Origin of the sequence: Nonomuraea sp. JJY05 (genome assembly GCF_043496855.1) — a bacterium.
GTDB lineage: Bacteria > Actinomycetota > Actinomycetes > Streptosporangiales > Streptosporangiaceae > Nonomuraea.
Map to the genome: position 1 here is coordinate 16358 of NZ_JBIEIS010000018.1, position 24307 is coordinate 40664.

Annotated in this window: 23 protein-coding genes and 2 tRNA genes; 16 read left to right on the forward strand and 9 right to left on the reverse strand. The window is 71.0% G+C overall.

Features of this window, described 5'->3' with window-relative positions; translation table 11 throughout:
• Nucleotides 1–179: 179 nt before the first annotated feature.
• Nucleotides 180–253, reverse strand: a tRNA-Gly gene (locus ACFKCF_RS27755).
• Between the two features lie 89 nt (nucleotides 254–342).
• On the opposite strand from ACFKCF_RS27755, the gene ACFKCF_RS27760 reads away from it, so the two are divergent.
• A tRNA-Pro gene (locus tag ACFKCF_RS27760) sits at nucleotides 343–419 on the forward strand.
• A gap of 284 nt (nucleotides 420–703) precedes the next feature.
• On the opposite strand, the gene ACFKCF_RS27765 is transcribed toward ACFKCF_RS27760, so the two are convergent.
• Together ACFKCF_RS27765 and ACFKCF_RS27770 are read right to left on the reverse strand one after the other, a co-directional pair.
• Nucleotides 704–1063: an MmcQ/YjbR family DNA-binding protein gene (locus ACFKCF_RS27765; RefSeq protein WP_394498016.1), complete on the reverse strand. Its 360-nt coding sequence runs from the start codon at nucleotides 1061–1063 to the stop codon at nucleotides 704–706.
• A gap of 9 nt (nucleotides 1064–1072) precedes the next feature.
• Nucleotides 1073–2377 (reverse strand): M50 family metallopeptidase, encoded by a 1305-nt coding sequence (locus ACFKCF_RS27770; protein WP_394498018.1) that lies wholly within the window; start codon nucleotides 2375–2377, stop codon nucleotides 1073–1075.
• 156 nt (nucleotides 2378–2533) lie between these two features.
• On the opposite strand from ACFKCF_RS27770, the gene ACFKCF_RS27775 reads away from it, so the two are divergent.
• Nucleotides 2534–3130, forward strand: coding sequence for a response regulator transcription factor (locus tag ACFKCF_RS27775; protein ID WP_394498019.1), 597 nt, complete (start codon nucleotides 2534–2536; stop codon nucleotides 3128–3130).
• Nucleotides 3131–3257: 127 nt separating this feature from the next.
• Here ACFKCF_RS27775 and ACFKCF_RS27780 read toward each other — a convergent pair whose 3' ends face one another.
• Nucleotides 3258–4373, reverse strand: a complete 1116-nt coding sequence (locus ACFKCF_RS27780) for a PP2C family protein-serine/threonine phosphatase (RefSeq protein ID WP_394498021.1) — start codon at nucleotides 4371–4373, stop codon at nucleotides 3258–3260.
• Nucleotides 4374–4491: 118 nt separating this feature from the next.
• Here ACFKCF_RS27780 and ACFKCF_RS27785 point away from each other — a divergent pair, with 118 nt between their 5' ends.
• Together ACFKCF_RS27785 and ACFKCF_RS27790 are read left to right on the forward strand one after the other, a co-directional pair.
• Nucleotides 4492–5721: a GNAT family N-acetyltransferase gene (locus ACFKCF_RS27785; protein ID WP_394498023.1), complete on the forward strand. Its 1230-nt coding sequence runs from the start codon at nucleotides 4492–4494 to the stop codon at nucleotides 5719–5721.
• A 24-nt stretch (nucleotides 5722–5745) separates the two neighbouring features.
• A complete protein-coding gene (locus ACFKCF_RS27790) occupies nucleotides 5746–5892 on the forward strand; it encodes a hypothetical protein (protein ID WP_394498025.1) in 147 nt (48 codons plus the stop codon).
• 3 nt (nucleotides 5893–5895) lie between these two features.
• Here ACFKCF_RS27790 and ACFKCF_RS27795 read toward each other — a convergent pair whose 3' ends face one another.
• On the reverse strand, nucleotides 5896–6363 hold the full coding sequence (locus ACFKCF_RS27795) for a ribose-5-phosphate isomerase (protein WP_394498027.1): 468 nt from the start codon (nucleotides 6361–6363) through the stop codon (nucleotides 5896–5898).
• Between the two features lie 91 nt (nucleotides 6364–6454).
• Here ACFKCF_RS27795 and def point away from each other — a divergent pair, with 91 nt between their 5' ends.
• Both def and ACFKCF_RS27805 read left to right on the forward strand, forming a co-directional pair.
• Nucleotides 6455–6940: a peptide deformylase gene (gene def, locus ACFKCF_RS27800; protein WP_394498029.1), complete on the forward strand. Its 486-nt coding sequence runs from the start codon at nucleotides 6455–6457 to the stop codon at nucleotides 6938–6940.
• A gap of 9 nt (nucleotides 6941–6949) precedes the next feature.
• Nucleotides 6950–7681 (forward strand): SDR family oxidoreductase, encoded by a 732-nt coding sequence (locus tag ACFKCF_RS27805; protein WP_394498031.1) that lies wholly within the window; start codon nucleotides 6950–6952, stop codon nucleotides 7679–7681.
• 153 nt (nucleotides 7682–7834) lie between these two features.
• Here the strand turns inward: ACFKCF_RS27805 and ACFKCF_RS27810 are convergent, their stop codons facing one another.
• Entirely contained in the window at nucleotides 7835–9238 is a 1404-nt protein-coding gene (locus ACFKCF_RS27810) for an aldehyde dehydrogenase family protein (RefSeq protein ID WP_394498033.1), read from the reverse strand.
• Nucleotides 9239–9365: 127 nt separating this feature from the next.
• Nucleotides 9366–9986: a disulfide bond formation protein DsbA gene (locus ACFKCF_RS27815; RefSeq protein WP_394498035.1), complete on the reverse strand. Its 621-nt coding sequence runs from the start codon at nucleotides 9984–9986 to the stop codon at nucleotides 9366–9368.
• Nucleotides 9987–10076: 90 nt separating this feature from the next.
• Here ACFKCF_RS27815 and pepN point away from each other — a divergent pair, with 90 nt between their 5' ends.
• From pepN to ACFKCF_RS27860, 9 genes are all read left to right on the forward strand, one after another.
• The gene (pepN, locus tag ACFKCF_RS27820) at nucleotides 10077–12641 is read left to right on the forward strand and encodes an aminopeptidase N (protein ID WP_394498037.1); all 2565 of its coding nucleotides are present in this window, start codon (nucleotides 10077–10079) and stop codon (nucleotides 12639–12641) included.
• A gap of 126 nt (nucleotides 12642–12767) precedes the next feature.
• The gene (locus tag ACFKCF_RS27825; protein ID WP_394498039.1) at nucleotides 12768–13967 is read left to right on the forward strand and encodes an ROK family protein; all 1200 of its coding nucleotides are present in this window, start codon (nucleotides 12768–12770) and stop codon (nucleotides 13965–13967) included.
• Nucleotides 13964–14890: a carbohydrate ABC transporter permease gene (locus ACFKCF_RS27830; RefSeq protein ID WP_394498041.1), complete on the forward strand. Its 927-nt coding sequence runs from the start codon at nucleotides 13964–13966 to the stop codon at nucleotides 14888–14890. Before ACFKCF_RS27825 ends, ACFKCF_RS27830 begins: the two co-directional genes overlap by 4 nt.
• On the forward strand, nucleotides 14883–15689 hold the full coding sequence (locus ACFKCF_RS27835; protein ID WP_394498043.1) for a carbohydrate ABC transporter permease: 807 nt from the start codon (nucleotides 14883–14885) through the stop codon (nucleotides 15687–15689). Before ACFKCF_RS27830 ends, ACFKCF_RS27835 begins: the two co-directional genes overlap by 8 nt.
• Before the next feature lie 12 nt (nucleotides 15690–15701).
• Nucleotides 15702–16958, forward strand: a complete 1257-nt coding sequence (locus tag ACFKCF_RS27840; protein ID WP_394498045.1) for an ABC transporter substrate-binding protein — start codon at nucleotides 15702–15704, stop codon at nucleotides 16956–16958.
• 18 nt (nucleotides 16959–16976) lie between these two features.
• The gene (locus ACFKCF_RS27845) at nucleotides 16977–18074 is read left to right on the forward strand and encodes a glycoside hydrolase family 15 protein (RefSeq protein WP_394498047.1); all 1098 of its coding nucleotides are present in this window, start codon (nucleotides 16977–16979) and stop codon (nucleotides 18072–18074) included.
• On the forward strand, nucleotides 18071–20311 hold the full coding sequence (locus ACFKCF_RS27850; protein ID WP_394498049.1) for a TIM-barrel domain-containing protein: 2241 nt from the start codon (nucleotides 18071–18073) through the stop codon (nucleotides 20309–20311). The genes ACFKCF_RS27845 and ACFKCF_RS27850 overlap by 4 nt, the downstream gene beginning before the upstream one ends.
• 10 nt (nucleotides 20312–20321) lie before the next feature.
• Entirely contained in the window at nucleotides 20322–21599 is a 1278-nt protein-coding gene (locus ACFKCF_RS27855; RefSeq protein ID WP_394498051.1) for a protein kinase, read from the forward strand.
• Between the two features lie 50 nt (nucleotides 21600–21649).
• The gene (locus ACFKCF_RS27860) at nucleotides 21650–22600 is read left to right on the forward strand and encodes a hypothetical protein (RefSeq protein WP_394498053.1); all 951 of its coding nucleotides are present in this window, start codon (nucleotides 21650–21652) and stop codon (nucleotides 22598–22600) included.
• Here ACFKCF_RS27860 and ACFKCF_RS27865 read toward each other — a convergent pair.
• Entirely contained in the window at nucleotides 22597–22959 is a 363-nt protein-coding gene (locus ACFKCF_RS27865; protein WP_394498055.1) for a DUF5130 family protein, read from the reverse strand. The two genes, ACFKCF_RS27860 and ACFKCF_RS27865, sit on opposite strands and share 4 nt — an antisense overlap.
• Nucleotides 22960–22966: 7 nt before the next feature.
• Nucleotides 22967–23257 (reverse strand): hypothetical protein, encoded by a 291-nt coding sequence (locus tag ACFKCF_RS27870; protein WP_394498057.1) that lies wholly within the window; start codon nucleotides 23255–23257, stop codon nucleotides 22967–22969.
• Nucleotides 23258–23513: 256 nt separating this feature from the next.
• Here ACFKCF_RS27870 and ACFKCF_RS27875 point away from each other — a divergent pair, with 256 nt between their 5' ends.
• Nucleotides 23514–24287 carry a nuclease-related domain-containing protein gene (locus ACFKCF_RS27875; protein WP_394498059.1) on the forward strand — a complete coding sequence of 258 codons (774 nt, stop codon included), beginning with the start codon at nucleotides 23514–23516 and terminating at the stop codon, nucleotides 24285–24287.
• Nucleotides 24288–24307 lie beyond the last annotated feature (20 nt).

The window sequence follows — 24307 nt, forward strand, 5'->3', positions numbered from 1 at the left end:
CACGTCTTCACCGGCCCCGGGCCTTCTCTCCGCGTCCGCAGGCGCGAGCCTCCGCGCGCTGATGACCCGTAGGGGCGTTCCCTCCACGCGAGCGGCGCTGATCACTAAAGATCAAGAAGAAGTAGTGGAGATCACGAAGGCCAGGCCACCCCATGGGGCTGACCTGGCCTTTCGCCGTCTGGAGCGGACGACGGGAATCGAACCCGCGTAGCTAGTTTGGAAGACTAGGGCTCTACCATTGAGCTACGTCCGCGCGAACCGGTCGAACTCTGGTCTAGACTTCATCCGGTCGTCAGGGCGTAAGCGTACCGGAGTCCCGGAGCGCATGCGCACTCGGCGAGGCGGGGCGTGGCGCAGCTTGGCAGCGCGCTTGCTTTGGGAGCAAGAAGTCGCAGGTTCAAATCCTGTCGCCCCGACCAGGTCAAAGGCCCTCTCCATCCAGGAGAGGGCCTTTTCGTCTGGAGGAAGGCGCCCGAGAGGAGACGGCCGTTCTTCAGGTCGAAGGTGCACACCCCGTCCTCACTCGCGAGAAGGACGGCTCCAGCGGTGAGCACCGCTCGTTCCGGAGAAGCCGGCTTCAAGAGGGCCACGAAGCGGCCGCTCGGATTGCTCTGCACGGCGCTCCTCCACCGGACGCGTCCAGTGGTGATCTCGACGGCCTGGACCTCGGCGACGAGCAGGTCGCCGGCGAAGCAGATCGAAGTCAGGGCATGCGGGCGATCAGCGACTTCGGGGCGATCTGGCGGTAGGCGTCGGCGACGATCTCCGCGACCTCCGTCCAGTCCACCTCCACGTCCAGATAGACCCCCAGCCACCCCCTGTGCCCCACGTACGGCGGGCGGAAGAAGCGCTCCGGGTCCTCGGCCACCAACTCCCCCTGCGCCCCGGAAGGCGCGGCGCACCAGAAGGCGAGCCGGTCGTCGTGATGGTGGTCGGCGAACATCACGAACGTCTTCTTCCCACGGACGAACCAGGTCGGCTCCCCGTGGCTGAGCCGTTCGGTGACCTCCGGCAGCGCGAGGCACAGGGCGCGCAGCCGCTCCACGGCGTCCACAATGTCCACGGCGACGGGTCAGCCCGTCAGCGTGAGCGGGTTGACGAGGTCGGCGTAGACCAGAAGGCCGGCCATGATCATCATGACGAGCGCGATCGCGTACGTCAGCGGCAGCACCTTGGCGATGTCCACGTAGGCCGGCTCCGGCCGCCGCATGATCTTGGCGTACGCCCGCTTGATGCCCTCCCACAGCCCGCCGGCGATGTGGCCGCCGTCGAGCGGCAGCAGCGGGATGAGGTTGAACATGCCGATCGCCAGGTTGAATCCGGCCAGCAGGTTGACGAAGATGGCGATCTTCTTCTCGTTGGACAGGTCGGAGGCGAGGATCTCGCCGCCCATGCGGCCCGCGCCGACCACGCCCACCGGGCCCTCGGGATCGCGCGCCTCGCCCGAGAAGGCCGCCTGCCAGACGCCGACCATCTTCTGCGGCAGGTTGACGATCGAGCCCGCCACCCGGCCCATCAGCTCGCCCATGTAGCCGAGGACCTGGCCGACGCTCTGCTGCTGCATGACCTCGGTGGGCAGGACGCCCAGGAAGCCGACGTTCTTGTCGATCTTCTTCGGGTCCTGCAGGTTGGGCCGGTCCTGGGCGATGAGCGTGACGTTGAGGGTCATGGGCTTGCCGTCGCGGACGATGCCGAGCGAGACCGGGCCGGGGCCGTGGGAGCGGATCAGGCGGGTCGCGTCCTCCCAGGAGCCGATCTTCTGGCCGTCGAAGGAGACCATGCGGTCGCCGGCCTTCATGCCCGCCTGGGCGGCCGGGGTGGGCTTGTCGGTGGGCTTGCAGGTGGTGCGGTGCTCCGAGATCGGGATCACGCACGTGTCGGTCTCGGGCGACACGACCGGCGCCCACGTGGGCAGGCCGATGCCGACCAGCAGGATGCTGAAGAAGACGAACGCGAGCACGAAGTTCATCGCCGGGCCGCCGGACATGATGATGACCTTCTGCCACCACTTCTTCCGGTAGAAGACCCGGCCCTCGTCGCCGGGGCGCACCTCCTCCTGCGCGGCGTCGCGCGCGGAGTCGATGAGACCCTGGAACGGCCCCGTCGAGGTGCTCCTGAGCTTAGTCGGGTCGTCACCCGGGCGCGGCGGCAGCATGCCGATCATGCGGATGTAGCCGCCGAACGGGATCCACTTGACGCCGTACTCGGTCTCCCCCTTCCGCCGCGACCAGGCCGTCGAGCCGAAGCCCACCATGTACTGGGTCACCTTGACGCCGAAGATCTTGGCCGGCACGAGATGTCCGATCTCGTGCAACGCGATGGAGAACATCAGCCCGAGGAGAAAGAGGATGATCCCCACGATGTAGAGCCAGTTCATCTATGCGCGCTCCGTAGCCGACGACAGGGGCGGACGAACCGTCCGACAGCCCCAGGGTAGTCGAACAACCCCCGCTCCACGGCTTGCGTGCCTTTTAGAGAGGATTGACAGTTCGCTATCAAACAATCACTCTGGGTGACGACGGAGGGGGACGTCTTGATTCAGATACTCATAGCCGAACACCTGCCCTTGGTCCGCCGCGGACTGCTTGCCACCCTGGAGGCCGAGCCTGATCTGCGCGTCGTCGCCGAGGTCGGCTGCCCCGAGGAGGCGGTGCGGGCGGCGCTGATGTGCGGGCCTGACGTGGCGGTCGTCGACCTCGACCTGCCGGGGCTGCCGCTGGCCGTCCAACTCGCCGAGCAGGCGCCGCGGTGCGGGGTGCTGATGCTGTCGGCCCGCCCCAACCCAGGGCAGGTGCGCAAGGCGCTGGCCGGGCCCACGCTGGGGTTCATGAGCCTGTGCGTACGGCCGGAGCGCCTCGCCGAAGGAGTGCGCCAGGTCGCGGAGGGCCGCCGGGCCATCGAGGCGGAGCTGGCCGTGGCCGCGTTCCAATGCGCGACCAACCCGCTGACCCGGCGGGAGCTCGACGTGCTGCGGATCGCCGCGGGCGGCGCGCGGTCCACGGAGATCGCCGATCAGCTCTTCCTGTCGGTGGGCACTGTGCGTAACCATCTGTCGCGGATCATGTGCAAGACGGGCGCCCGCAACCGTCTCGACGCCGTACGCATCGCGAGCGACTCCGGGTGGATCTGAGACGGGTCCGGCGGAGCCGCGCCGCTCCCCCGGGCCCGAACCCCTAGAGGATCTCAGCACCGCGGGAACGCTGCCAGTGACCACGATCACGACCGCCCCGTGTGAAACGTCACCGGGTGCAACCGGGCTAGGGCCGCCAGATCAGCACCAGCGCGCAGTCGTCGTTGTGCCCCGAGGACATGGCGTTGACCAGGGCCCTGGCGCCGTCGCGGAAGCCGGACGGCAGCAGCCGCTCCGCCTCCCCGAGCAGCCGGTCGAGCCCGGCGTCGATGTCGCGGCCCGGCTGCTCGATCAGCCCGTCGGTGTAGAGCAGCAGCGCGTCGCCCTTGCGCAGGGTGCCGCTGTCGGGCTCGCAGTGCAGGTCGGGGACGACGCCGAGCACCACGCCCTTGGCCGAGGCCACCTGCCAGTTGCCGGTGCCCGCGTCGAACTTCACCACCGGCGGATGACCGGCCGAGGTGATCGTGTAGTCGCCGGTGTCGAGGTCGAGGCGTACGTGCACCGCCGTCACGAAGCCCTCGTCGCCCCGCTGCCGGTGAAGGTAGGTGTTGCACGCGGGCAGGAAGTCCTCGACCGAGCCGAGCAGCCCGCCGAACGTGCCCGACAGCAGCAGCGCCCTGGTGCCCGCGTCGACCCCTTTGCCGGACACGTCGACCAGCGCGATCTCGACGGAGTTGCCGTCGCGCATGGAGACGAGGAAGTCACCGCCGAACGAGGACCCGCCCGCCTGCTTGAGCACGACCTTGCCGCCCCAGTCTTTCGGCAGCGCGGGCAGCTCGCCCTGGCTCTTGAGCCGGTCGCGCAGCTCCAGCAGCATCGCGTCGCCGCGCAGCCCCTGGACGCCCAGCTTGCCCCGGGTGCGCGCCATGAGCACGGCCAGCACCGTGGTGAACCCGATCGTCACCATGAGCCCCAGGCCGACGCGGCCCACGCCCAGCGTGATCGCGATGTAGCCGAGCGCGGCCCCGACTCCCACGAGCAGCTTGACCAGGCTGCGCAGCCGGAGCTGGAGCCCGCCGATCAGGGTGACCAGGATGAGCAGCGACGGCGAGAAGAATTCGGTCGACACCTTCGCCGCCAGGAACCCGATGACGAGGGCGAGCGTGGTCAGCGCGACGAGCAGGTTGCGTTCGCGGGCCAGCGGGCCACGCCGGAAGAACCGCACGGCAGCCACCAGAAACGGCACCCGCACCAAGACCGCGCGGACCCGTGGCGGGATCAGCGGCGCCGGACGGGTACTCATGATGGGCCTGACTGTATCGGTCTGACCCGTGTTTGGGCAGCCCACTTGACCAAGGCCTTGATCATTAAGCACGTATATTGGGTGGCCGTCCCCCTTTGCCCGCTCCTACCGTGGACAGATGACGTATCCGATCCGTCCGATTGACGAGTCCGAGTGGCCGGCCTACTTCCCGGTCATCGAAGAAGCGTTCGGCTGGACTCCGCACCCCCAGCAACGGGAACGATTCAAGGCGGAGACCGAGTTCGATCGCACGCTGGCGGCCTTTGACGGCGACGTCATCGCGGGCACCACCGCCGTCCTCAGCCTCACCATGACCGTCCCCGGCGGCCGGCTCCCCGTCGCGGGCGTGACGAGCGTCAGCGTCCTCCCCTCGCACCGCCGCCGCGGCATCCTGTCCGCGCTCATGCGCAGGCAGCTCGCCGACATCCGCGAGCGCGGCGAGAGCGTCGCCGCGCTCTATGCCTCCGAGGCCGCCATCTACGGCCGGTACGGATACGGCAGGGCCTCGCACGAGCTGTCGTTCCGCATCAACAAGGCCGGCTCGGCGTTCGTCAAGAACGCCCCCGTGGACCCGTCGCTCAGGATCAGGGTGGCCACGCCCGCCGACGTCCGCGCCGACCTGGAGCGGGTGTTCGCCTCCGTCGCGACCCGGCGCCCGGGTCGCTATGACCGCCGGCCGTACAACTGGGACGCGGTGCTGGCCGACGAGGAGTTCGACCAGCGCGGCAACGGGCCGCTGCGCTCGGTGCTCGCCGAGGACGACGGCGGCGTGCGCGGCTACGCGCTGTTCCGGATCAAGGGGTCCTGGGACGCCAACAGCATCCCCGACGGGGAGCTGAAGCTGCAAGAGCTGGAGGCGACCGACCCGGCGGCCTACGCCCTCCTCTGGCGCAACCTCCTGGACCGCGACCTCGTCTCCAAGGTCGTGGCGGGCTCCAGGCCGGTGGACGACCCGCTGATCGCGCTGATCGCCGACCAGCGCCAGCTCCGCGCGACCTGGGCGGACGACCTGTGGGTACGCGTGGTCGAGGTCGACAAGGCGCTGACCTCGCGCGCCTACTCGGCGCCGGTGGACGTGGTGATCGAGGTCGAGGACGACGTGTGCCCGTGGAACGCCGGGCGCTGGCGGCTGACCGCCGACCGGACCGGCGCCGAGTGCAAGCCGGTCGAGGACGAGCCGGACGTGACGCTGCCGGTGGCGGCGCTGGGCTCGGCGTACCTGGGCGACGGCCTGCTCGTGGAGTCGCTGGAGGCGGGCGTGCTGCGCGAGCACTCGAGCGGCTCGGTACGCGCGCTGGCCACCGCGATGTCATGGGGCCCGAAACCGTGGTGCGGCCTCGTCTTCTGACGACCGTGTCGTAAGGTCGAGGGCATGGCATTGCAAAGTCTGCAGATCACCGCGACCATCGCCATGCGCGCCCGCGACGTGTCGAAACCGTCGAAGGAGCAGCAGGAGGCCGCCGACCGGCGGCCCCTGCGCGACGAGATGCCCAGGCGCGACGCCAAGCGCAAGGGCTGAGGGTCAGGGCAGCGAGGGCAGCTGGCCGATCGTCTCGTACGTGGTCAGCTGCGCGATGCGCCTGCTGTGGCGCTCGCTGCCGGAGAACACCGTGCCCAGGAAGACCTCCACGAACCGGGTGGCCTCCTCGGTGGAGTGCATGCGCGCGCCGACGCTGACCACGTTGGCGTTGTTGTGCTCGCGGGCGAGGCCGGCCGTCTCCTCGCTCCAGGCCAGCGCGGCGCGGATGCCGCGCACCTTGTTGGCGGCGATCTGCTCGCCGTTGCCCGAGCCTCCGATGACCACCCCCAGGCTGCCGGGGTCGCCCGCGACGCCCTCGGCGGCGCGCAGCACGAACGCGGGATAGTCGTCCTCGGCGTCGTAGACGAAGGGACCGCAGTCGGTGACCTCGTGACCGTGGTCCTTCAGCCAGGACACGAGGTGGTTCTTGAGCTCATAGCCGGCATGGTCGGCACCGATGTAGACACGCACCCGCCCAGTCTTCCACAGCCCCCGCGGATGAGCCTCGCTGGCTAGAGTAAGGACCTCTACCGTTGTCCAGTCCTTACGAAAGTAGATGCCCATGCGTGAGATCCGCGTCATCGGCGATCCGGTCCTGCGCACGCCCGCCGATCCCGTGACGGATTTCGACCGCGAGCTGCGCCGGCTGATCGACGAGATGTTCCAGGCGATGTACGCGGTCAACGGCGTGGGCCTGGCCGGCCCGCAGATCGGCGTGTCACGCCGGCTGTTCGTGTACGACATCGCCGGGCGCAAGGGTCACGTGATCAACCCGGTGCTGACCGTCGACGACCCGGAGGAGGTGACGGACGAGGAGGGCTGCCTGTCCGTGCCCGACCGGCAGACGCGGCTGCCGATCTACGCCCCGGTGGGGCGTGCCGCGGGCGTGACCGTCGAGGGGATCGACAGGCTCCAGCGTCCGGTACGGATCAAGGCGCGCGGGTCGCTCGCGCGCTGCTTCCAGCACGAGACCGAGCATCTCGACGGCAGGCTGTACGTCGATCGCCTGCCGCGAAACGAAGCTCGCAAGATCATGCTCAGAGCGTAGGTTGGCCGCATGAGCACACTTTCCGGCAAAGGCGCATTGGTCACAGGGGGATCCAGGGGCATCGGGAAGGCCATCGTGGAGCGGCTGACCGCCGAGGGAGCGGAGGTGGTCTTCTGCTACGAGCGCTCGGTGGAGGCCGCCGAGCAGGTCGCCAAGGAGACGGGCGCGCACGCCGTACAGGCGGATCTGGGCAGCAAGGAGGACCTGGCGCGGCTGTTCGGCGAGGCCGAGTCGCGGCTGCCCGGGCTCGACATCCTGGTCAACAACGCCGCCGCCGTCCTCGGGCAGAAGCCCATGGCGGAGATCACGGACGAGGAGTACGAGCGGGTGTTCGCGGTCAACACCCGGGCGGTCTACCTGGCCATGCAGTGGGCCGCGCGGGTGATGCGCGACGGCGGGCGCATCGTCAACATCTCCACGCTCAACACCCAGGTGCCCGCTCCCGCCCTGACGCTCTACTGCGGCAGCAAGGGGGCCGTCGAGCAGTTCGCCAAGGTGGCGGCGCGGGAGCTGGGCGGGCGCGGGATCACCGTCAACGTGGTCTCGTCCGGCGCCACCGACACCGACCTGCTGCGGGGCACCAACCCGCCGGGGGCGCTGGAGCAGACCGCGGCGATGACGGCGCTGCAACGGCTCGGGCAGCCCGACGACATCGCCTCCGTGGTCGCCTTCCTGGCGGGCCCGGACTCGCGCTGGATCACCGGCCAGAACCTGATCGCCACGGGCGGCCTGCTCGTCTGACCCACCGGCGCCGCCCTCCGCCAGGGGCGGCGCCGGACGGGTGAGCGCAGCGGCGCTGGGCCGGCCGGTACGGGGCAGGCCGGAGCAGGGCCGCGCAGGGTCGGGCGGCGCAGGTGCGGGCGCGGGGCCGGGCGGTGCGGAGGGCGGGCGGTGTTACAGCTGCATGGCCTTGGTCTCCAGGTATTCCTCCAGGCCCTGCTCCCCCAGCTCCCGCCCCACCCCCGACTGCTTGTAACCGCCGAAGGGCGCCAGCGGGTTGAAGCGGCCGCCGTTGATGGCGACCTGCCCCGTGCGCAGCCGCCGGGCGACGGCGACGGCGCGGTCCTCGGTGGCCGCCCAGACCGCTCCGGCCAGCCCGTACTTCGTGTCGTTGGCGATCGCGACGGCGGTGTCCTCGCTCGTGTACGGGATCAGCGACAGCACCGGCCCGAAGATCTCCTCCTGCTCGATAGTCATCCCCGACTCCACCCCCGCGAACACGGTGGGCTCCACGTAGTAGCCCCGTTCGTGGGGCCGCTCGGTGCCACCGGCCACCAGCCTGGCGCCCTCCTCCTGGCCCCGGTTGATGTAGCGGACCACGCGGTCGCGCTGGGTGGCGGAGACCAGCGGGCCGATCCTGGTGGACTCGTCGAAGGGGTCGCCGACGGTGTAGCCGCGGGCCGCCTGGACGGCCAGGCGGACGGCCTCGTCGTACTGGTCGCGGTGGACGATCATCCGGGTCCACGCCGAGCAGGTCTGGCCGGCGTTGACGAAGCAGTTGGCGACGCCGACCTTGACGGCCAGCGCCAGATCGGCGTCGGGCAGGATGATGTTCGCCGACTTGCCCCCGAGCTCGAGCGCGACCCGCTTGACGGACTCGGCGGCGAGCGCGGCCACCCTGCGCCCGGCGGCGGTCGAGCCGGTGAAGGAGACCATGTCCACCTCGGGGTGGGCCGCCATGGCCTCGCCGACGACCGGACCGCGCCCGCTGACCAGGTTGAACACGCCCGGCGGCAGGCCCACCTCGGCGAAGATCTCCGCCAGCGCGTACGCCGCCAGCGGCGCCACCTCGCTCGGCTTGAGCACCACGGTGCAGCCGGCGGCCAGCGCGGGGGCCACCTTGCAGACGATCTGGTGCAGCGGGTAGTTCCATGGCGTGATCGCGGCGACCACTCCGATGGGCTCCTTGACCACCATCGAGTTGCCCACGCGCGACTCGCGGGGGTGGGTCTCGGCCAGCTGCGCGTAGGAGGACAGCACGGTCGCCGGCATGAGCGTCTGCACCTTGCGCGCGAAGCCCAGCGGCGCCCCCATGTCGGTGGCGATGGTCTTGGCGATCTCCTCGGAGCGCTGCTTCAGCAGCTCGGCGGCGTCATCGAGCAGTTTGCCGCGCTCCGAGGCGGCCAGGTCGGACCAGCCGGGGAAGGCCTTTCGAGCGGCGCTCGCGGCCGCCTCGACGTCGTCGGGCGACCCCGCGGGCACGCGATCGATGATCTCTTCCGTGGCCGGGTTGACGACGTCGATGGACTCGTCCGACGCAGAAGCGGTCCAGGAGCCGCCGATGTACAGCTGACGCATAGCCACCATCCTGTCAGGAGCTCAGGTGGCGGTGAGAGGCTTGCCCTGATCCAGGGATAAGTCTTCTACACCGCAAGCAGCGTTCTTCCGTCAGCGTACGATGATTGACCCCGGGAGAATGAGAGGGTTAGTCGAATTCGGGGCGTTTGGTCCGGCTGCGCTTCAGCTCGAAGAAGTCCTCGAAGGACGTGACGGCGAGCACCCCGTCCCAGAGGCGGCCCGCGTCCTCACCCTTGATGATCTTGGTGATCACCGGCCCGAAGAAGGCGTTGGCGCCGACACGGATGACCGGGGTGCCGACCTCCTGACCGACGAGGTCGATGCCCTCGTTGTGGGAGGTGGTGATGGCCTCGTCCCATTCGTCGGAGTCGATGGCCTCGATGAGCTCCTTCTCGAGCCCCGCGCTCTCCAGCGCGCTCTCGATGACCTCGCGCAGGCGCTCCGGCTCCCTGCCCAGGCCCTGGTTGTGCAGGCGGGTGCCGAGCTCGGTGTAGAGCGGGCCGAGGATCTGCTCGCCGTGCTTGGCGGCCGCGGCGGCGACCACCCGGACCGTACCCTTGGCCCGCTCGGTCGACTTGCGGTACTCGTCCGGGATGTCCTTGTCCACGTTGAGGACGTAGAGGGACATGATGCGCCAGCGAGGCTCGATGGGACGGACCTTCTCGACTTCGAGAAGCCATCGTGACGTGACCCATGCGAAGGGACAGGCAGGATCGAACCACAGATCCACGGGAATCTTTTCGCTCATGTGGACCCGTAACCTGAGGTGGATCGAGTCCTATTCCCAGCGTGGAACGATACCGACAAACTTCGATGAAGTGGTGAAAAGGAGCGCAACTTGGCAGGCAATCTGACCCGGGACGAGGCTCGTGAGCGCGCCCGGCTGCTGAAGGTCGAGTCGTACGAGGTCGCACTCGACCTGACCGAGGGGGAGGAGCGCTTCGAGAGCGTCACGACCGTCCGTTTCAGCAGCGCCCGGCCAGGCGCGTCCACCTTCATCGACCTGCACGGCGCCCATGTGCGCAAGGTGACGCTCAACGGCGAGGACCTCGACGTTTCCGCCTACGACGAGGAGAAGGGCCGCTTCCCGCTCCCGTCGCTGGCCGAGTCCAACGAGCTGCGCGTGGACGCCGACTGCAGCTACATGCGCACCGGCGAGGGCCTCCACCGCTTCGTCGACCCGGTGGACAAGAAGGTCTACCTGCACAGCCAGTTCGAGACAGCCGACGCGCACCGCATGTACGCCTGTTTCGACCAGCCCGACCTCAAGGCCACCTTCCAGCTCACCGTGCTGGCCCCGGCCGAGTGGGAGGTCGTCTCCAACGCGGCCGCCTCGGCGGTCGAGGAGCTGCCGGAGCAGGGCGGCAAGCACGGGGCGGTGGCCCCGGCCAGGCGGTGGGAGTTCCCGCCCACGGCGGTCATGTCCACGTACATCACCGCGCTGGTGGCCGGTCCGTACCACAAGGTGACCTCGGAGCACGACGGCATCCCGCTGGGGATCTACTGCCGGGCCTCGCTGGCCGAGCACCTCGACCCGGACAACATCCTCGAGGTCACCAGGCAGGGCTTCGACTTCTTCCACAAGGTGTTCGGGGTGCGTTACCCGTTCGGGAAGTACGACCAGTGCTTCGTGCCGGAGTTCAACGCCGGCGCCATGGAGAACGCGGGCTGCGTGACGTTCCTGGAGGACTACGTCTTCCGCTCCAGGGTCACCGACGCGGTGGTCGAGCGGCGCGCGGAGACGATCCTGCACGAGATGGCGCACATGTGGTTCGGCGACCTGGTCACCATGCGCTGGTGGGACGACCTGTGGCTGAACGAGTCGTTCGCCACCTACATGTCCGTCCTGGCCCAGGCCGAGGCCACCAGGTGGGGCAAGGGCGCGTGGACCACGTTCGCCAACGTCGAGAAGGCCTGGGCCTACCGCCAGGACCAGCTCCCCTCGACCCACCCCATCGCCGCGGACATCCCGGACATGCAGGCCGTCGAGGTCAACTTCGACGGCATCACGTACGCCAAGGGCGCCTCGGTGCTCAAGCAGCTCGTGGCCTACGTCGGCCTGGACAACTTCCTGGCCGGCGTGCGCGACTACTTCGCCGAGCACGCCTGGGGCAACACCGAGCTGAAGGACCTGCTCAACGCCCTGGAGCGGACCTCGGGCCGCGACCTGTCGTCCTGGTCGAAGGAGTGGCTGGAGACGTCCTGGGTCAACACGCTGCGGCCCTCGTTCGAGGTGTCCGACGGGCGGTTCACCAGCTTCGAGGTGCTGCAGGAGGCGCCCGCGGAGCACCCGACGCTGCGTTCGCACCGGGTCGCGGTCGGCCTGTACTCGCTGGTGGACGGCGAGCTGAAGCGGACCAAGCGGGTCGAGCTGGACGTGGTCGGCCCCCGCACCAGCGTGGCCCAGCTGGTCGGCGAGGAGCAGCCGGACCTGGTGCTGCTCAACGACGACGACCTCACCTACGCCAAGATCCGCCTCGACGAGCGGTCGATGCGGACGCTGGTCGAGGGCGGCATCGCGGCGTTCACCGAGTCGCTGCCGCGCGCCCTGTGCTGGTCGGCGGCCTGGGACATGACCCGTGACGGCGAGATGGCCACGCGCGACTACGTCAGGCTGGTCGTGTCGGGTGCCGGCACGCTCAAGGACATCACGGTCCTGCAGGCGGTGCTGCGCCAGGCGCGCCTGGCCGTCCAGCAGTACGCCGACCCGGCCTGGCAGGCCGAGGGTCTGGCTCTGCTGGCCGCGGAGCTGCGCGAGCAGCTCGGCCAGGCCGCGCCGGGCTCCGACCACCAGCTCGCGTTCCTGCAGGCGTTCGGGCCGGTGGCCACCTCCGACGCGGACCTCGACCTGCTGCAGCGCATCCTCGACGGCTCCGAGGTGCCCGAAGGCCTGAGCGTGGACGCCGACCTGCGCTGGTCACTGGTGCACGCGCTGGTCACCGGCGGCCGGCTGGGCGAGGCCGACATCGACGCCGAGCTGGAGCGGGACCCTACGGCGACGGGTGAGCGGTCCGCGGCGCTGTGCCGGGCCGCGATCCCGGCGGCCGGGGCCAAGGCCGCCGCCTGGGAGCGGGTCGTGGGCGGCAAGCTGGCCAACCACATCGCCCGTACGACGATCTCCGGGTTCCAGGACCCGCACCACCCCGAGCTGCTGGCGCCCTACCGGGAGAAGTACTTCGCCGAGGTGGGGCGGATCTACCGGGAGTGGACGTTCGACCAGGCGTCGACGTTCGCGGTGGGATGCTTCCCCGCGCTGCTCATCGAGCCGGAGACGGTGCGGGCCGCGCAGGACTACCTGGAGACCGAGCAGCCGCCGCAGGCGCTGCGCCGGCTGATCCTGGAGGGCGCCGACGGCGTCAGCCGGGCGCTGCGCAACCGGGACAAGGACGCCGCGTCCGCCTGACGCGCCGTCCCACCGAGGACCCCTGCCACGGGCGGGGGTCCTTTCGTTTGTCCGGGGGTTGACAGGCACGCGAACCAAGGGGATATTTCGGGACTAACTTTACTTCTGAAGAAAGTCCCTCATCGCATGGTAAGCACCGATCGCGGAGACCTCACCCGGACGGCGATCCTCGCCCTGCTGGGCACGGTGGGGCCGCTCAGCCGCAGCGAGATCGCGCGCCGGCTCGACCTCAGCCCGGCCACCGTCACGCAGCTCACGCGGGAGCTCATGGGGCACGGGATGCTCGAGGAGCTCGACCTGAAGCCGTCGCGAGGCGGGCGGCCCGCCGTGCGGCTCGGGCTGGTCGGGAGCGCGGGGCGGGCGCTGGGCGTCAAGGTGACGGCCGACCACCTGGTGCTCGTGGACGTGCGGCTCGACGGGGAGGTGCTGGGCTCGTGGGAGCGGCCCTTCGACCCGTCCGCGCCCGACGCGCTCGACTCGCTGGCCGGGGCGATCTCGTCCGTGGTGTCGGAGAGCTCGGCCGACGAGCGGACGCCGCCGCTGCTCGGGATCGGAGTCGGGGTGCCGGGCAGCGTGGACGACCAGGCGGCCGGGACGGTGAACGCGCCCACCCTCGGGTGGCAGGCCATGGCGGTGGGCGACTGGCTGCGGCGGCGGCTCGAACTGCCGGTGCTGGTGGAGAACGACGTGAACGCGCTGGCGGCGGCCGAGCGGCTGTACGGGCGGGGGCGTACGCACCGGGACTTCCTCGTGGTGACGATCGGGCGCGGCGTGGGCGCGGCGATCGTGGCGGACGGGCGCGTGTACCGGGGGGCGCGCGGCGGCGCCGGCGAGTTCGGCCACCTGCCGGTGGACCCCGGCGGGCCGGTGTGCGGATGCGGGGCCCGGGGCTGCCTGGAGGCGTACGTCGGCGCCGCCGGCCTGCTCGCCGCGGCGCGGGCCAAGGACGTCCAGCTCGACCTGCCGGCGCTCGGCCGGGCCGCCGCCGGGGGCGACGCGGGGGCGCGGGAGGTGTTCGCCGAGGCCGGGGCCATCCTGGGGCGGGCCACGGCCGGGCTCATCAACGTCGTCGACCCCGAGGTCGTGGTGGTGCTCGGCGAGGGGACGGCCGACTGGCCGCTCTGGCGGGCGAGCTTCGACGCGGCGCTCAGGGCGCAGCTCTACCCGGGCCGGCGCGACATCTCCGTCGAGGTGGAGAGCTGGGACGACACGAGCTGGGCCCAGGGCGCGGCGGCCCTCGTGCTGGCCACCCCGTTCGACGCGGCGGGGGCGGCGGGCGAGCAGGGCCGCCTGGTGCGGGCCCGCCTGATCGGGGCGACGCCGTGACCCTCACCGCCGCCCCGCCCAAGGCCCCGGCCGCGCAGGCGCGCCCGCGCAGGAAGGGCTGGCGGTACGGGGCCACCGTCGCCGTGTTCCTGCTCCCCAGCCTCGTCCCCCTGACCCTCTACACGCTCATTCCGATGCTCGGCTCGTTCTGGACGAGCCTGCACGAATGGGACCTCATCACCGACATGCGCTGGGTCGGCCTGGACAACTACGCCGAGCTGATCGGGGACCCCGAGACCCGGGCCGCCTTCCTGCACACGCTCTCCTTCATCGCCGGCTACCTGCCGCTCGTCTACGCCGGCGGGCTGGGCCTGGCCGTGCTGCTGAACCGGGCGATGCGGGGCCGGAGCCTGCTGCGCGGCATCTACTTCCTGCCGGTGATCACGAGCTGGGTGGTCGTCGCGCTGATGTGGAAGTGGCTGCTCAACCCCGCCAGCGGCGTCGTCAACTGGGCGCTCGGCCTGCTCGGGGTCGGCGGCCCCGGCTGGTGGACCGACCCGGACTGGGCGATGCCGTCGATCGTCCTGGCCTCGGCCTGGAAGGACCTGGGCTTCGTGATGATCATCCTGCTGGCCGGGCTGCAGGCGATCCCGCGCGAGTACCAGGAGGCCGCCATGGTGGACGGCGCGTCGGCCTGGCGCAGGTTCCGGCACATCACGCTGCCGCTGCTGTCGCCCTCGACGTTCTTCGTGATCGTGATCTCGCTGATCAACGGCTTCCAGGTCTTCGACCAGGTCAAGATCATGACCGGTGGAGGCCCCGGGGGCGCGACGCAGGTGGTGGTGTCGCAGATCTACGACCTCACCTTCAGGTACGGCAGGGCGGGCGCGGCCTCGGCGCTGTCGTGGCTGCTGTTCGCGGTGGTGCTGCTGGTGACCATCGTGCAGATCCGGGGCCAGAAGCGGTGGGTGACCTATGGGTAAGATCCTCCGCTACGCGCTGGTCGGTCTGGGTGCGCTGGTCATGTTGTTCCCGTTCGCGTGGGCGGTGATCACCTCTGTCACGCCCGGTGACGCGGTGCTGGCCGTGCCGCCCGACTTCACGCCCGAGGGCGCGAGCCTCGACGCGTACGGCAAGCTGCTGGAGACGTTGCCGTTCTGGCGCATCGTGCTCAACAGCGCCTGGATCGGCGCCGCCTCCACCGCGCTGCAGCTCGTCACGAGCGCGATGGCGGCCTACGCGTTCGCCCGGCTGCCGTTCCCCGGCAGGGGCGCCCTGTTCGCGGTCTATCTCGCGACGCTGATGATGCCGCTGCCGGTGCTGGTCGTGCCGCTGTTCATCGAGATGCGCACGTTCAACCTGGTCGACACGTACTTCGCGCTGCTCGCGCCGACGATCGCCTCGGCGTTCGGGGTGTTCCTGCTGCGTCAGGCGGTCAACCAGGTGCCGCGGGAGTTCGACGAGGCGGCGGTGCTGGATGGCGCCGGACATTTCAGGATCTTTCTGTACGTGGTGCTGCCGCTGATCCGCCCGGCGCTGGCCACGTTCGCCATCTTCGGCTTCATGGCCAGCTGGAACAGCTACCTCTGGCCGCTGATCATCATCAAGTCGCCCGAGTTCATGACCCTCCCCCTGGGTCTGGCCACGCTGCACGGCCAGTTCACCACCGAGTGGGACGTGGTCATGGCGGGCTCGGTGATCAGCGTCGTACCGATCCTCATCCTCTACGTCTTCGCGCAGAAGCACGTCATCGCCAGCGTCGCGCAGAGCGGGCTCAAGTAAAGGAATCCCCCCATGTCCAGACATTTCCTCATCGTCGCGGCGGCCACGGCGCTGCTCGCCTCCGCCTGCTCCCAGGGCTCGGCCACCAAGGCCACGACCGGCGCGGACGGCAGGGTGACCCTGCGGTACTTCACCTTCTCTGCGGCCCCCGACCACGTCAAAGACCTGAACAAGATCGAGAAGGCCTTCGAGAAGGAGAACCCGAAGGTGGACGTGGTCGTCGAGACCGCGCCCTTCGACGAGTACTTCACCAAGCTCCAGACCAGCATCGCGGGCGGCACCGCGCCGGACACGTTCGAGCTCAACTACGAGAACTTCGTCACCTACGCCAGCGCCGGCTCCCTGCTCGACCTCGCCGGCGTGGCGGGCGACGGCGACACCTCGGTCTACGCGCAGGAGTCGCTCGACGCGTTCAAGCGCGACGGCAAGCAGTACGCCCTGCCCGCGTCGTTCTCGACGGTCGTGCTCTTCTACAACAAGGACCTGTTCGACAAGGCCGGGGTCGCCCTGCCGACGGCGGACTGGACGTGGGCCGACGAGCAGGCCGCGGCCGCCAAGCTGACGGACCGGAAGAAGGGCGTGTACGGCGACTTCCAGCCGGTGCAGTTCTTCGAGTTCTACAAGACGCTCAAGCAGGCGGGCGGCGAGTTCCTGTCGGCCGACGGCAAGAAGGCGGCCTTCGACAGCCCGCAGGGCGTCAAGGCGGCGCAGTGGCTGGTCTCCAAGGTGGGCAGGACCATGCCGACCGAGGCGGAGATCGGCGGCACCGCCGACTACGACACGAACCTCTTCAAGTCCGGCAAGCTCGCCATGTGGCACAACGGCATCTGGCAGTTCGCGGGGCTGAAGGACGTGCCGTTCGAGTGGGACGTGGTCGTCGAGCCCGGTGACGCCGCCAAGGCCAGCGCGGTCTTCCACAACGCGGTCGCCGCCTCGGCCACCACCAAGCACGCCAAGGAGGCGTGGGCGTGGGCCCGCTTCCTGTCCTCGTCGGACACCGCGGCCACCACGCGCGTCGAGTCCTCCTGGGAGCTGCCGCCGGTCGCCGACCAGCAGGTGCTCGCCGGCTACCTCAAGGACCCCAAGCCGGCCAACCGGCAGGCCGTCTTCGACTCGCTCAAGTCCATCGCGCTGCCGCCTGTCATCAAGCGGCAGCAGGAGATGCAGGACGCGGTGACCAAGCAGCTCGGCGAGGCCGCTGCCGGGCGCAAGCCGGTGCCGGACGCGCTCAAGGCCGCCGCCGCCGACGTGAACGCCCTGCTCGGCTGATCATTAGGAGAGTTCTCGTTGTCCCTCGTCGCGCACAGCCTCGACGTGATCAAGAGGTTGCAGTCCCCCACCGGGGCCTATCCGGCCTCGCCCACCTTCTCCGCCTACCGCGGCTACTCGTGGCTGCGGGACGGCGCGTTCATCGCCGAGGGGGTGAGCAGGCACGGCGACGTGGCCGGGGCGGACGCCTTCCACGCCTGGTGCGCCCGCACGGTCGGCGACCGGGCGGGCCAGGTGGACTCGCTGGTCTCACGGGCCGCCCGGGGCGAGGCCGTAGCGGTGGCCGAGATGCTGCCGACCCGCTTCACCCTCGACGGGGTGGACGGGGACGACGACTGGTGGGACTTCCAGCTCGACGGGTACGGGACGTGGCTCTGGGCGCTGCGCGAGCACTCGGTGCGGCACGGCAGGGCGGTCCCGGGGGTCGAGAAGGGGGTCAGGGCGACCGTCCGGTATCTGACGGCGTTCTGGCACCTGCCCTGCTACGACTGGTGGGAGGAGCACGTCGAGCAGCGGCACGTGGCCACGCTCGGCGCGATCCACGCGGGCCTGCGGGCCGCCGCCGCGCTCGGCGTGCTGAGCGCGGCGGAGGAGGCGTCGGCGACCGAGGCGGTCGAGGGCATCGCGGCGCTGGTGGAGCGCGAGGGCCTCGTCCGGGACGAGTCCGGCGCGCCGCGGCTGCGGAAGTGGCTCGGCGGCGACGCCGTGGACGCCAGCCTGCTCGCCTGCGTGGAGCCGTTCGGCTTCTACCCGGCCGCGCACCCCGTCGGGGCGGCCACGGTCGCCGAGGTGGAGCGCGTGCTCGCCAGGGACGGCGGGGTCCATCGCTACCTCGCCGACACCTTCTACGGCGGGGGCAGGTGGGTGCTGCTGGCGGGTTTCCTCGGCTGGAACCACGCCAGGGCGGGACACCCCGCCGAGGCCCGGCGCTACCTGGACTGGATGGCCGCCCAGGCCACCCCCGGCGGTGACCTGCCCGAGCAGGTGTCCGGCCTGCTGCTGGCGCCCGGGCGGCGGCAGGAGTGGCTCGACCGCTGGGGGCCCGTGGCCACGCCGCTGCTGTGGTCGCACGGCATGTACCTGATCCTCGCCGACGAGTTGGGAGTGCACGCATGATCCGGCATCGGCCGCACGGCTCCGGGCACCCGTACGCCGAGACCGAGGACCAGCGCGTCCCGGCCAGACCCGTGGACGGGGAGCCGGTGGAGCTGCGGGTGCGGGCCTCGGCGAGCGTGACCGCCGTGGTGTGCGAGTGGGCCGCCGACGGCGCGCCGCCGATCGAGCTAGCCCTGACCAGGCGCGACGCCGGTGCGGGGCCCGGCTCGGGCGTGGACGGCGGGCATCTCGCCGCCGCCCAGGCCAGGGCCACGCGGGCGGCCGCCGGGTCGTGGGCCGTGCGGACGCCCTCGCTGCGGGCCGGCCACCGCTACGCCTACCGCTTCCGCGCCACGACCGCCGGCGGCGGGACCCGTACCGGCAGGTGGTTCGAGGTGTCGGCGGCGAGCTGGTCGGACGCCGGCGGGAAGCTCGACGTCACCGGCGCCGACCGGATCGTCCCGGGGAGCGTGCGGTGGCTGTCGGACGGCGACGGGCCGCTGCGGGTGCGCTTCGAGCTGGAGCTGGGGCCGCAGGAGCGCGTCGTGGGGTTCGGCGAGCGGTTCGACGCCGTGGACCAGCGCGGACGCGAGCTCGACGCGGTCGTCTTCGAGCAATACAAGTCGCAGGGGCGGCACGGCCGCACCTACCTGCCGATGCCGTTCGCGATGGTCGTCGGCGAGAGGGCGAGCTGGGGCTGGCACGTGCGGACCTCGCGGCGCACCTGGTACGACGTGGGGGCCTCCACGCCCGGCCGGGTGCGGGTGGAGGCCGAAGTGGGCCGGGACGGCGAGCTCGGCGTGCGCTTCCACGACGGCGCCGCGCCCGCCGACGTCCTGCGAGGCTTCCTCGACGACGTCGGGCGGCCCACGGAGCTGCCGCCGTGGGTGTTCCGGCTGTGGGCCAGCGGCAACGAGTGGAACACGCAGGAGCGGGTGCTGGCCGAGATGGACCGGCACCGCGAGCACGGCATCCCCGTCGGCGCGCTCGTCATCGAGGCGTGGAGCGACGAGAGCACGTTCACGGCGTTCAGAGGGGCCGAGTACGAGCCCTCCGAGGAGCCGCACCGCCTGGCCGACTACACCTTCCCGCCCGACGGGCCCTGGCCCGACCCCAAGGGCATGGTGGACGAGCTGCACCGCAGGGACATCAAGGTGCTGCTCTGGCAGATCCCGCTGCAGAAGACGCGCCCCCACCCGAGGCACCAGGCCGCCGTGGACGCCGCGCAGCTCGTCGGGTGCGGCTACGGCGTGCGCGAGCCCGACGGCCGACCCTACCGCAACCGGGGCTGGTGGTTCCCGCTCGCGCTCATGCCCGACCTGTCCTCCCAGGAGGTACGCGACTGGTGGACGGCCAAGCGCCGCTACCTGGTCGAGGAGGTGGGCGTCGACGGGTTCAAGACGGACGGCGGCGAGCACGCCTGGGGCCACGACCTGCGCTACGCCGACGGGCGCGACGGTTCGGAGGGCAACGGGCTGTTCCCCGTCCACTACGCCCGGGCCTTCGGCGACCTGCTGCGGTCGTGCGGCAAGGCGCCGGTGACGTTCAGCCGGGCCGGGTTCGCCGGGTCGCAGCCGCACGGCGCGTTCTGGGCCGGGGACGAGGACTCCACGTGGGAGGCGTTCAGGTCGTCGATCAGGGCCGGGATCACGGCCTCCGCCTGCGGGATCGTCTACTGGGGCTGGGACCTGGCCGGCTTCTCCGGCGAGGTGCCGGAGGCGGAGCTGTACCTGCGGGCGGCGGGGGCCGCGGCGTTCATGCCGATCATGCAGTACCACTCGGAGTTCAACCACCATCGCACGCCCCTCAGGGATCGCACGCCGTGGAACGTCGCCGCCCGGACCGGGGACGAGCGGGTGATCCCGGTGTTCCGGCGGCTGACCGAGCTGCGCGAGCGGCTGGTGCCGTACCTGGTGGAGCAGGCCCGTACGGCGGTCGGCGGCGGCGCGCCGCTCATGCGCGGCCTGTTCTTCGACCATCCGCGCGACCCGCGGGTCTGGCGCCATCCCCTGCAGTACAAGCTCGGGGACGCGCTCCTGGTGGCTCCTGTGACCGAACCCGGTATTTCGGAAATTTCGGTCTACCTTCCGGATGGCGACTGGGTCGACGTCTGGACCGGGCGTGACCTGGCGGGCGGCCGGGAGGTGACGCTGCCCGCCGCCCTCGATCGCCTGCCCGTCACCTGCGCGAAGGAGCACTGGACACGCCTCGCGGGAGTGTTCACCGACTTGCCGAAAGCATGCCTGACACGATGTTAGCCTCGGGTACGTGCTAGGGGCCGGGACCACTCTCAATGATCGCTACGTGCTCGCCGGCCGCCTCGGCGGCGGTGGCATGGGCGAGGTGTGGCGTGCCGACGACACGGTTCTCGGGCGCGCGGTGGCGGTCAAGGTGCTCATGCCCGCGTTGTCGGAAAGCCCGGCCTTCACCCAGCGCTTCCAGAACGAGGCCCGCGCCATGGCCACGCTCCGGCATCCCGGCGTGGTCGACGTCTACGACTACGGCATCTGCGAGGTCGAGGGCCGCCAGGTCAGCTTCCTGGTGATGGAATACGTGCGCGGCGAGTCGCTCGACCGCGTCCTGCGGCGCGGCCCGCTCGGCGCCGAGGCCACCATGCGGCTGGTCGCGGAGGTCGGCGACGCGCTGGCCGCCGCGCACGCGCAGGGCATCGTCCACCGCGACGTCAAGCCGGCCAACCTGATGATCAGGACCGACGGCGGCGTGGTGCTGACCGACTTCGGCATCGCCCACTCGGCCTCGGCCGGCCACCTGACGGCCACGGGCACGATGCTCTGCTCGGCCGGCTACTGCGCCCCCGAGCTGGCCACGGCCAGCGACGTGACGCCGTCGGTCGACGTCTACGCCCTGGGCGTGGTGGCGTACGAGTGCCTGACCGGAGAGCTCCCCTTCCAGGGCGACACCCCCGTACAGATCATCTTCAAGCACCTCAACGCCCCCATCCCGCGGCTGCCCGACGACGTGCCCCCGGGGCCGCGCCAGGTGGTGGCGCGGGCGCTGGAGAAGACGCCGGACCGGCGCTGGCCGTCGGCCGCGGCGCTGGCGGAGGCCGCGCGCAAGGCGATGGACGCCCCGGAGCGGCCGCTCGCGCCGCGCCGCAACCGCACGCTGCGGGCGGCGCTCACCGCGGCCGCCGCGGTGGTCGTCTCCGGGGTGGTGGCAGGATCCGTCTGGCTGCGCCCGGCCGGCCCGGCGACCACCGTCGAGGAGGTGTCGCCCACCGTGGACGCCACCTCGGTCACCGCAGCCCCGCCGTCGCCGAGCGCCAGGAAGCCGTCCACGCCCCCGGCCAGGCGCGGGCCGACCCCCAAGCCGACGGCGACCGGCAGCGTGACGCACGTGCCGAGCCCGAGCGTCTCGGGCTCCGCCACCCCCACCGTGACGCCCACCCCCACGCCGACCACCTCGGAGCCCGAGCCCACGGCGGAGCCGACCACGGCCGGTCCGGAGGAGCCCCCGACCGCCGATCCCACGATCAGCCACTCCTCAGGCGAGATCCAGTGCATCCGCTCTCCGTGCCCGGGATGACGGTCTTTTCCGTGGCCTCAGCCGCTCGCCGATCGTGAGAGAGTCATCGGGTGGACTCGACTCGTGACCTGCTCGTCGCCCTGGCCCGCCGCTATGCCTTCGCCGACCTCGGCGCGCTGGCGCCGGCCGCGGAGATCGCCGAGGTCTGCGAGTTCGGTCACCGGCTGCTCCAGCTCGACGCCGAGGACTTCGCGGCCGAGGCCAAGGGCGTCCCGGCCGACCTCCGGCGGCGCGCGCGGGCCTGCCACATGCCGCAGACCCCGCGCGAGCAGCCGCGCGGGGCGCTCGAGTCGCTGCGGCCCGCCTACGGCCTGCTGCTCGAGGTGATCGCCGTACGGTGGCACCGGCGCGAGCTGAGCCCGATGATCGCCGCGGTCCACATCGCCAGCGAATACCTGCCGCTGCTGGCCTTCGAGCCCCAGCTCGGCCACGCCGGCGACCCGGCCCGCTGGCCTGCCGGGCTGAGCGCGCCGGGCAGCCGCTTCGGCGTGATCGGCGACCGGGAGTGCGACCACACCAAGTCCGAGCAGTCGGCCACCAACCGGACGCTGCGGGTGTCGATGGAGCCGGGCGAGGGCTGGCGCGCGTACTTCGACCGGCAGCACAGCCAGGTCGCCGGCGCGCTCGCCGTCTGCGTCGCCACCTGCCGCAGCCCGTGCACGGCCATGGACTGGATCGCGCCCGAGCCGCGCGCCGACCTCCACGTCCGGGCCCGCACGGCGCTCACCTTCGCCGACACCCCCCTCGTCCGGCTGCGGCACGCGGCCCCGGTGGGGCACGGGTTCGGGGTGCCGTCGCCCGAGGAGGTGCTGGACGCGTGGGAGCGCAGCCGCGCCGCCCTCGACAAGAACCCCGTCGGGTCCGCGGCGACGGAGGACGACGGGTTCCCGCTGCCCGGGCTGCCCTCGCTGTTCTCGGCCGTCGCGGCCGCGCCGATCGAGCCCGCGACGCTGCTGAGCGGCGTCAGCGAGCACATCGTCGGCCTGCTCCAACGCCTCTAGCGGCGCGCGGTGGCCTGCTCCCCGAGGGCGCCGATGCCGTAGAGGAGGCCGCCCACCAGGTCGCCCACGCTGAACGCCGTCGCCATCGACATCGCCGTGAGCCGGCAGGCGCCGTCCGTCAGCCGCCTGCGGGCGTTCTCCCCCGTCACGATCTCCAGCGCGCGGCCCTTCAGGTCGACGAGGAGCACCACGGCGTCGTCGGCCTCCTCGCCCAGGGCCGCGTGCAGGCGTTCGGCGAAGTGGCGGCGCGAGCCCACCGGATCCCCCAGGAACACCCCGAACCGCAGCCCGCTGCGCCGCTCGGCGGTGTGCAGGGCACGTCTGACGTCGTCGGCCTGTGCGGCGGTCAGTCCTCGCATCGTCACATCACCATCCCGCGGAGGCCCCGCCGAGGTGTCTGCCGGGCTCGGCGGTCTCGGCGGCGACCACCCAGTCGTGCTCCGGAACGTCCGCCCAGTGCGCCACCCGGTCGGCCAGCACCAGGTCCGAGGTGCTGACGCCACGCTCGCTCCCGGACGGGCCGCCCAGCCACACCGGGCCGGACTCCACCCGGCGCTGCGCGCTGCGCCCCGGCAGCAGGACCAGCAGGCTGATCAGGATGAACAGCCCGAACGACACCCCGAGGAGAAACAGCAGAATCTCGCCTGCGCTGTACACATCTTGAACGTAATCCCGATGCGGGCGGCGGGCCAGACCTCACCTGGGAGTGTCCACCAGGTAAGATCTTTTTTGAGACGACATCTCTAGAGAAGAACGTAGAACATACCCCGAAAACATGCGTGGAACACGATGAGCTGGGCCATAAAACTATGGACAGGGCAACACTAGGAATCGTTCCGATCTCCGAGCTACGGTGAGTTACGTGGACTCCGACATCCAGCGAGAAGACGGTCACAATGCGTCACCTATCTGGGTGAGCGACCGGCCAGAGAGCGAGCAGACCGCCGCGAAGCCTTCGGCGCCCACCTCCACGTACGCGCCCGTCGAGCGCGCGTCCGTACGCAGCCTGCTGCAGACACCGCACTTCCGCCGCCTGCGCAACCGCGCGCTGGTGGCGATCGCCGTCGCGGTGGTGGTGGGCTTCCTCGTGAGCGACTGGCGGCTGGGCGTGACCGCGGGTGTGATCGCGGCCGTCGCCGAGGCGGTCTATCGCCAGCGATCCCATTCGTCCGTGCCCGCCTGGCGGCGCACGTCCGTGGCCGAGCGCCGCACCGAGGCGCAGCTGCGCAAGCTCGAACGCAGCGGCTATCGCACGCTCCACGCCAGGGCGATCCCCAACAGCGAGGCCCAGATCGACCACCTCGTGGTCGGCCCGACCGGCGTGTACGCGGTCGACTCCGAGAAGTGGGACAAGCGGCTCCCGGTGCGGGTGCAGATGGGCAAGAAGCTGTTCCACGGCCCCTTCGACAAGAAGGCCCGCCTCACCGAGGCGAAGTGGGAGGCGTCGCAGGCCAGCGAGCTGATCACCAAGTCGTTCGGCCGCGAGGTCTCGGTCGTGCCCTCGCTCGCCATCTACGGCCCGCCCGTGCCATGGAAGATCATGACCATCCGCGGCGTGGACGTCTACCAGGGCGACCGCGCCCGTAGGTGGATCACCAAGCGGGAGCGGGCCCTGACCGACGGCGAGATCGACCGGATCTTCGACATCGCCGCCCAGGTCCTGCCGGCCCGCTACGGCGAAGACTAGGCCCCGGCCCGGCATACCCG

Bases quoted from the DNA above. Each gene is read 5' to 3' on its own strand.
- ACFKCF_RS27790 (WP_394498025.1), top strand. From the start codon at position 5,746: ATGGCATTGCAAAGTCTGCAGATCACCGCGACCATCGCCATGCGCGCC.
- ACFKCF_RS27780 (WP_394498021.1), bottom strand. From the start codon at position 4,373: ATGAGTACCCGTCCGGCGCCGCTGATCCCGCCACGGGTCCGCGCGGTC.
- ACFKCF_RS27835 (WP_394498043.1), top strand. From the start codon at position 14,883: ATGGGTAAGATCCTCCGCTACGCGCTGGTCGGTCTGGGTGCGCTGGTC.
- ACFKCF_RS27785 (WP_394498023.1), top strand. From the start codon at position 4,492: ATGACGTATCCGATCCGTCCGATTGACGAGTCCGAGTGGCCGGCCTAC.
- ACFKCF_RS27770 (WP_394498018.1), bottom strand. From the start codon at position 2,377: ATGAACTGGCTCTACATCGTGGGGATCATCCTCTTTCTCCTCGGGCTG.
- ACFKCF_RS27815 (WP_394498035.1), bottom strand. From the start codon at position 9,986: ATGAGCGAAAAGATTCCCGTGGATCTGTGGTTCGATCCTGCCTGTCCC.
- ACFKCF_RS27840 (WP_394498045.1), top strand. From the start codon at position 15,702: ATGTCCAGACATTTCCTCATCGTCGCGGCGGCCACGGCGCTGCTCGCC.
- ACFKCF_RS27805 (WP_394498031.1), top strand. From the start codon at position 6,950: ATGAGCACACTTTCCGGCAAAGGCGCATTGGTCACAGGGGGATCCAGG.
- ACFKCF_RS27810 (WP_394498033.1), bottom strand. From the start codon at position 9,238: ATGCGTCAGCTGTACATCGGCGGCTCCTGGACCGCTTCTGCGTCGGAC.
- ACFKCF_RS27850 (WP_394498049.1), top strand. From the start codon at position 18,071: ATGATCCGGCATCGGCCGCACGGCTCCGGGCACCCGTACGCCGAGACC.
- ACFKCF_RS27865 (WP_394498055.1), bottom strand. From the start codon at position 22,959: ATGCGAGGACTGACCGCCGCACAGGCCGACGACGTCAGACGTGCCCTG.
- def (WP_394498029.1), top strand. From the start codon at position 6,455: ATGCGTGAGATCCGCGTCATCGGCGATCCGGTCCTGCGCACGCCCGCC.
- ACFKCF_RS27825 (WP_394498039.1), top strand. From the start codon at position 12,768: ATGGTAAGCACCGATCGCGGAGACCTCACCCGGACGGCGATCCTCGCC.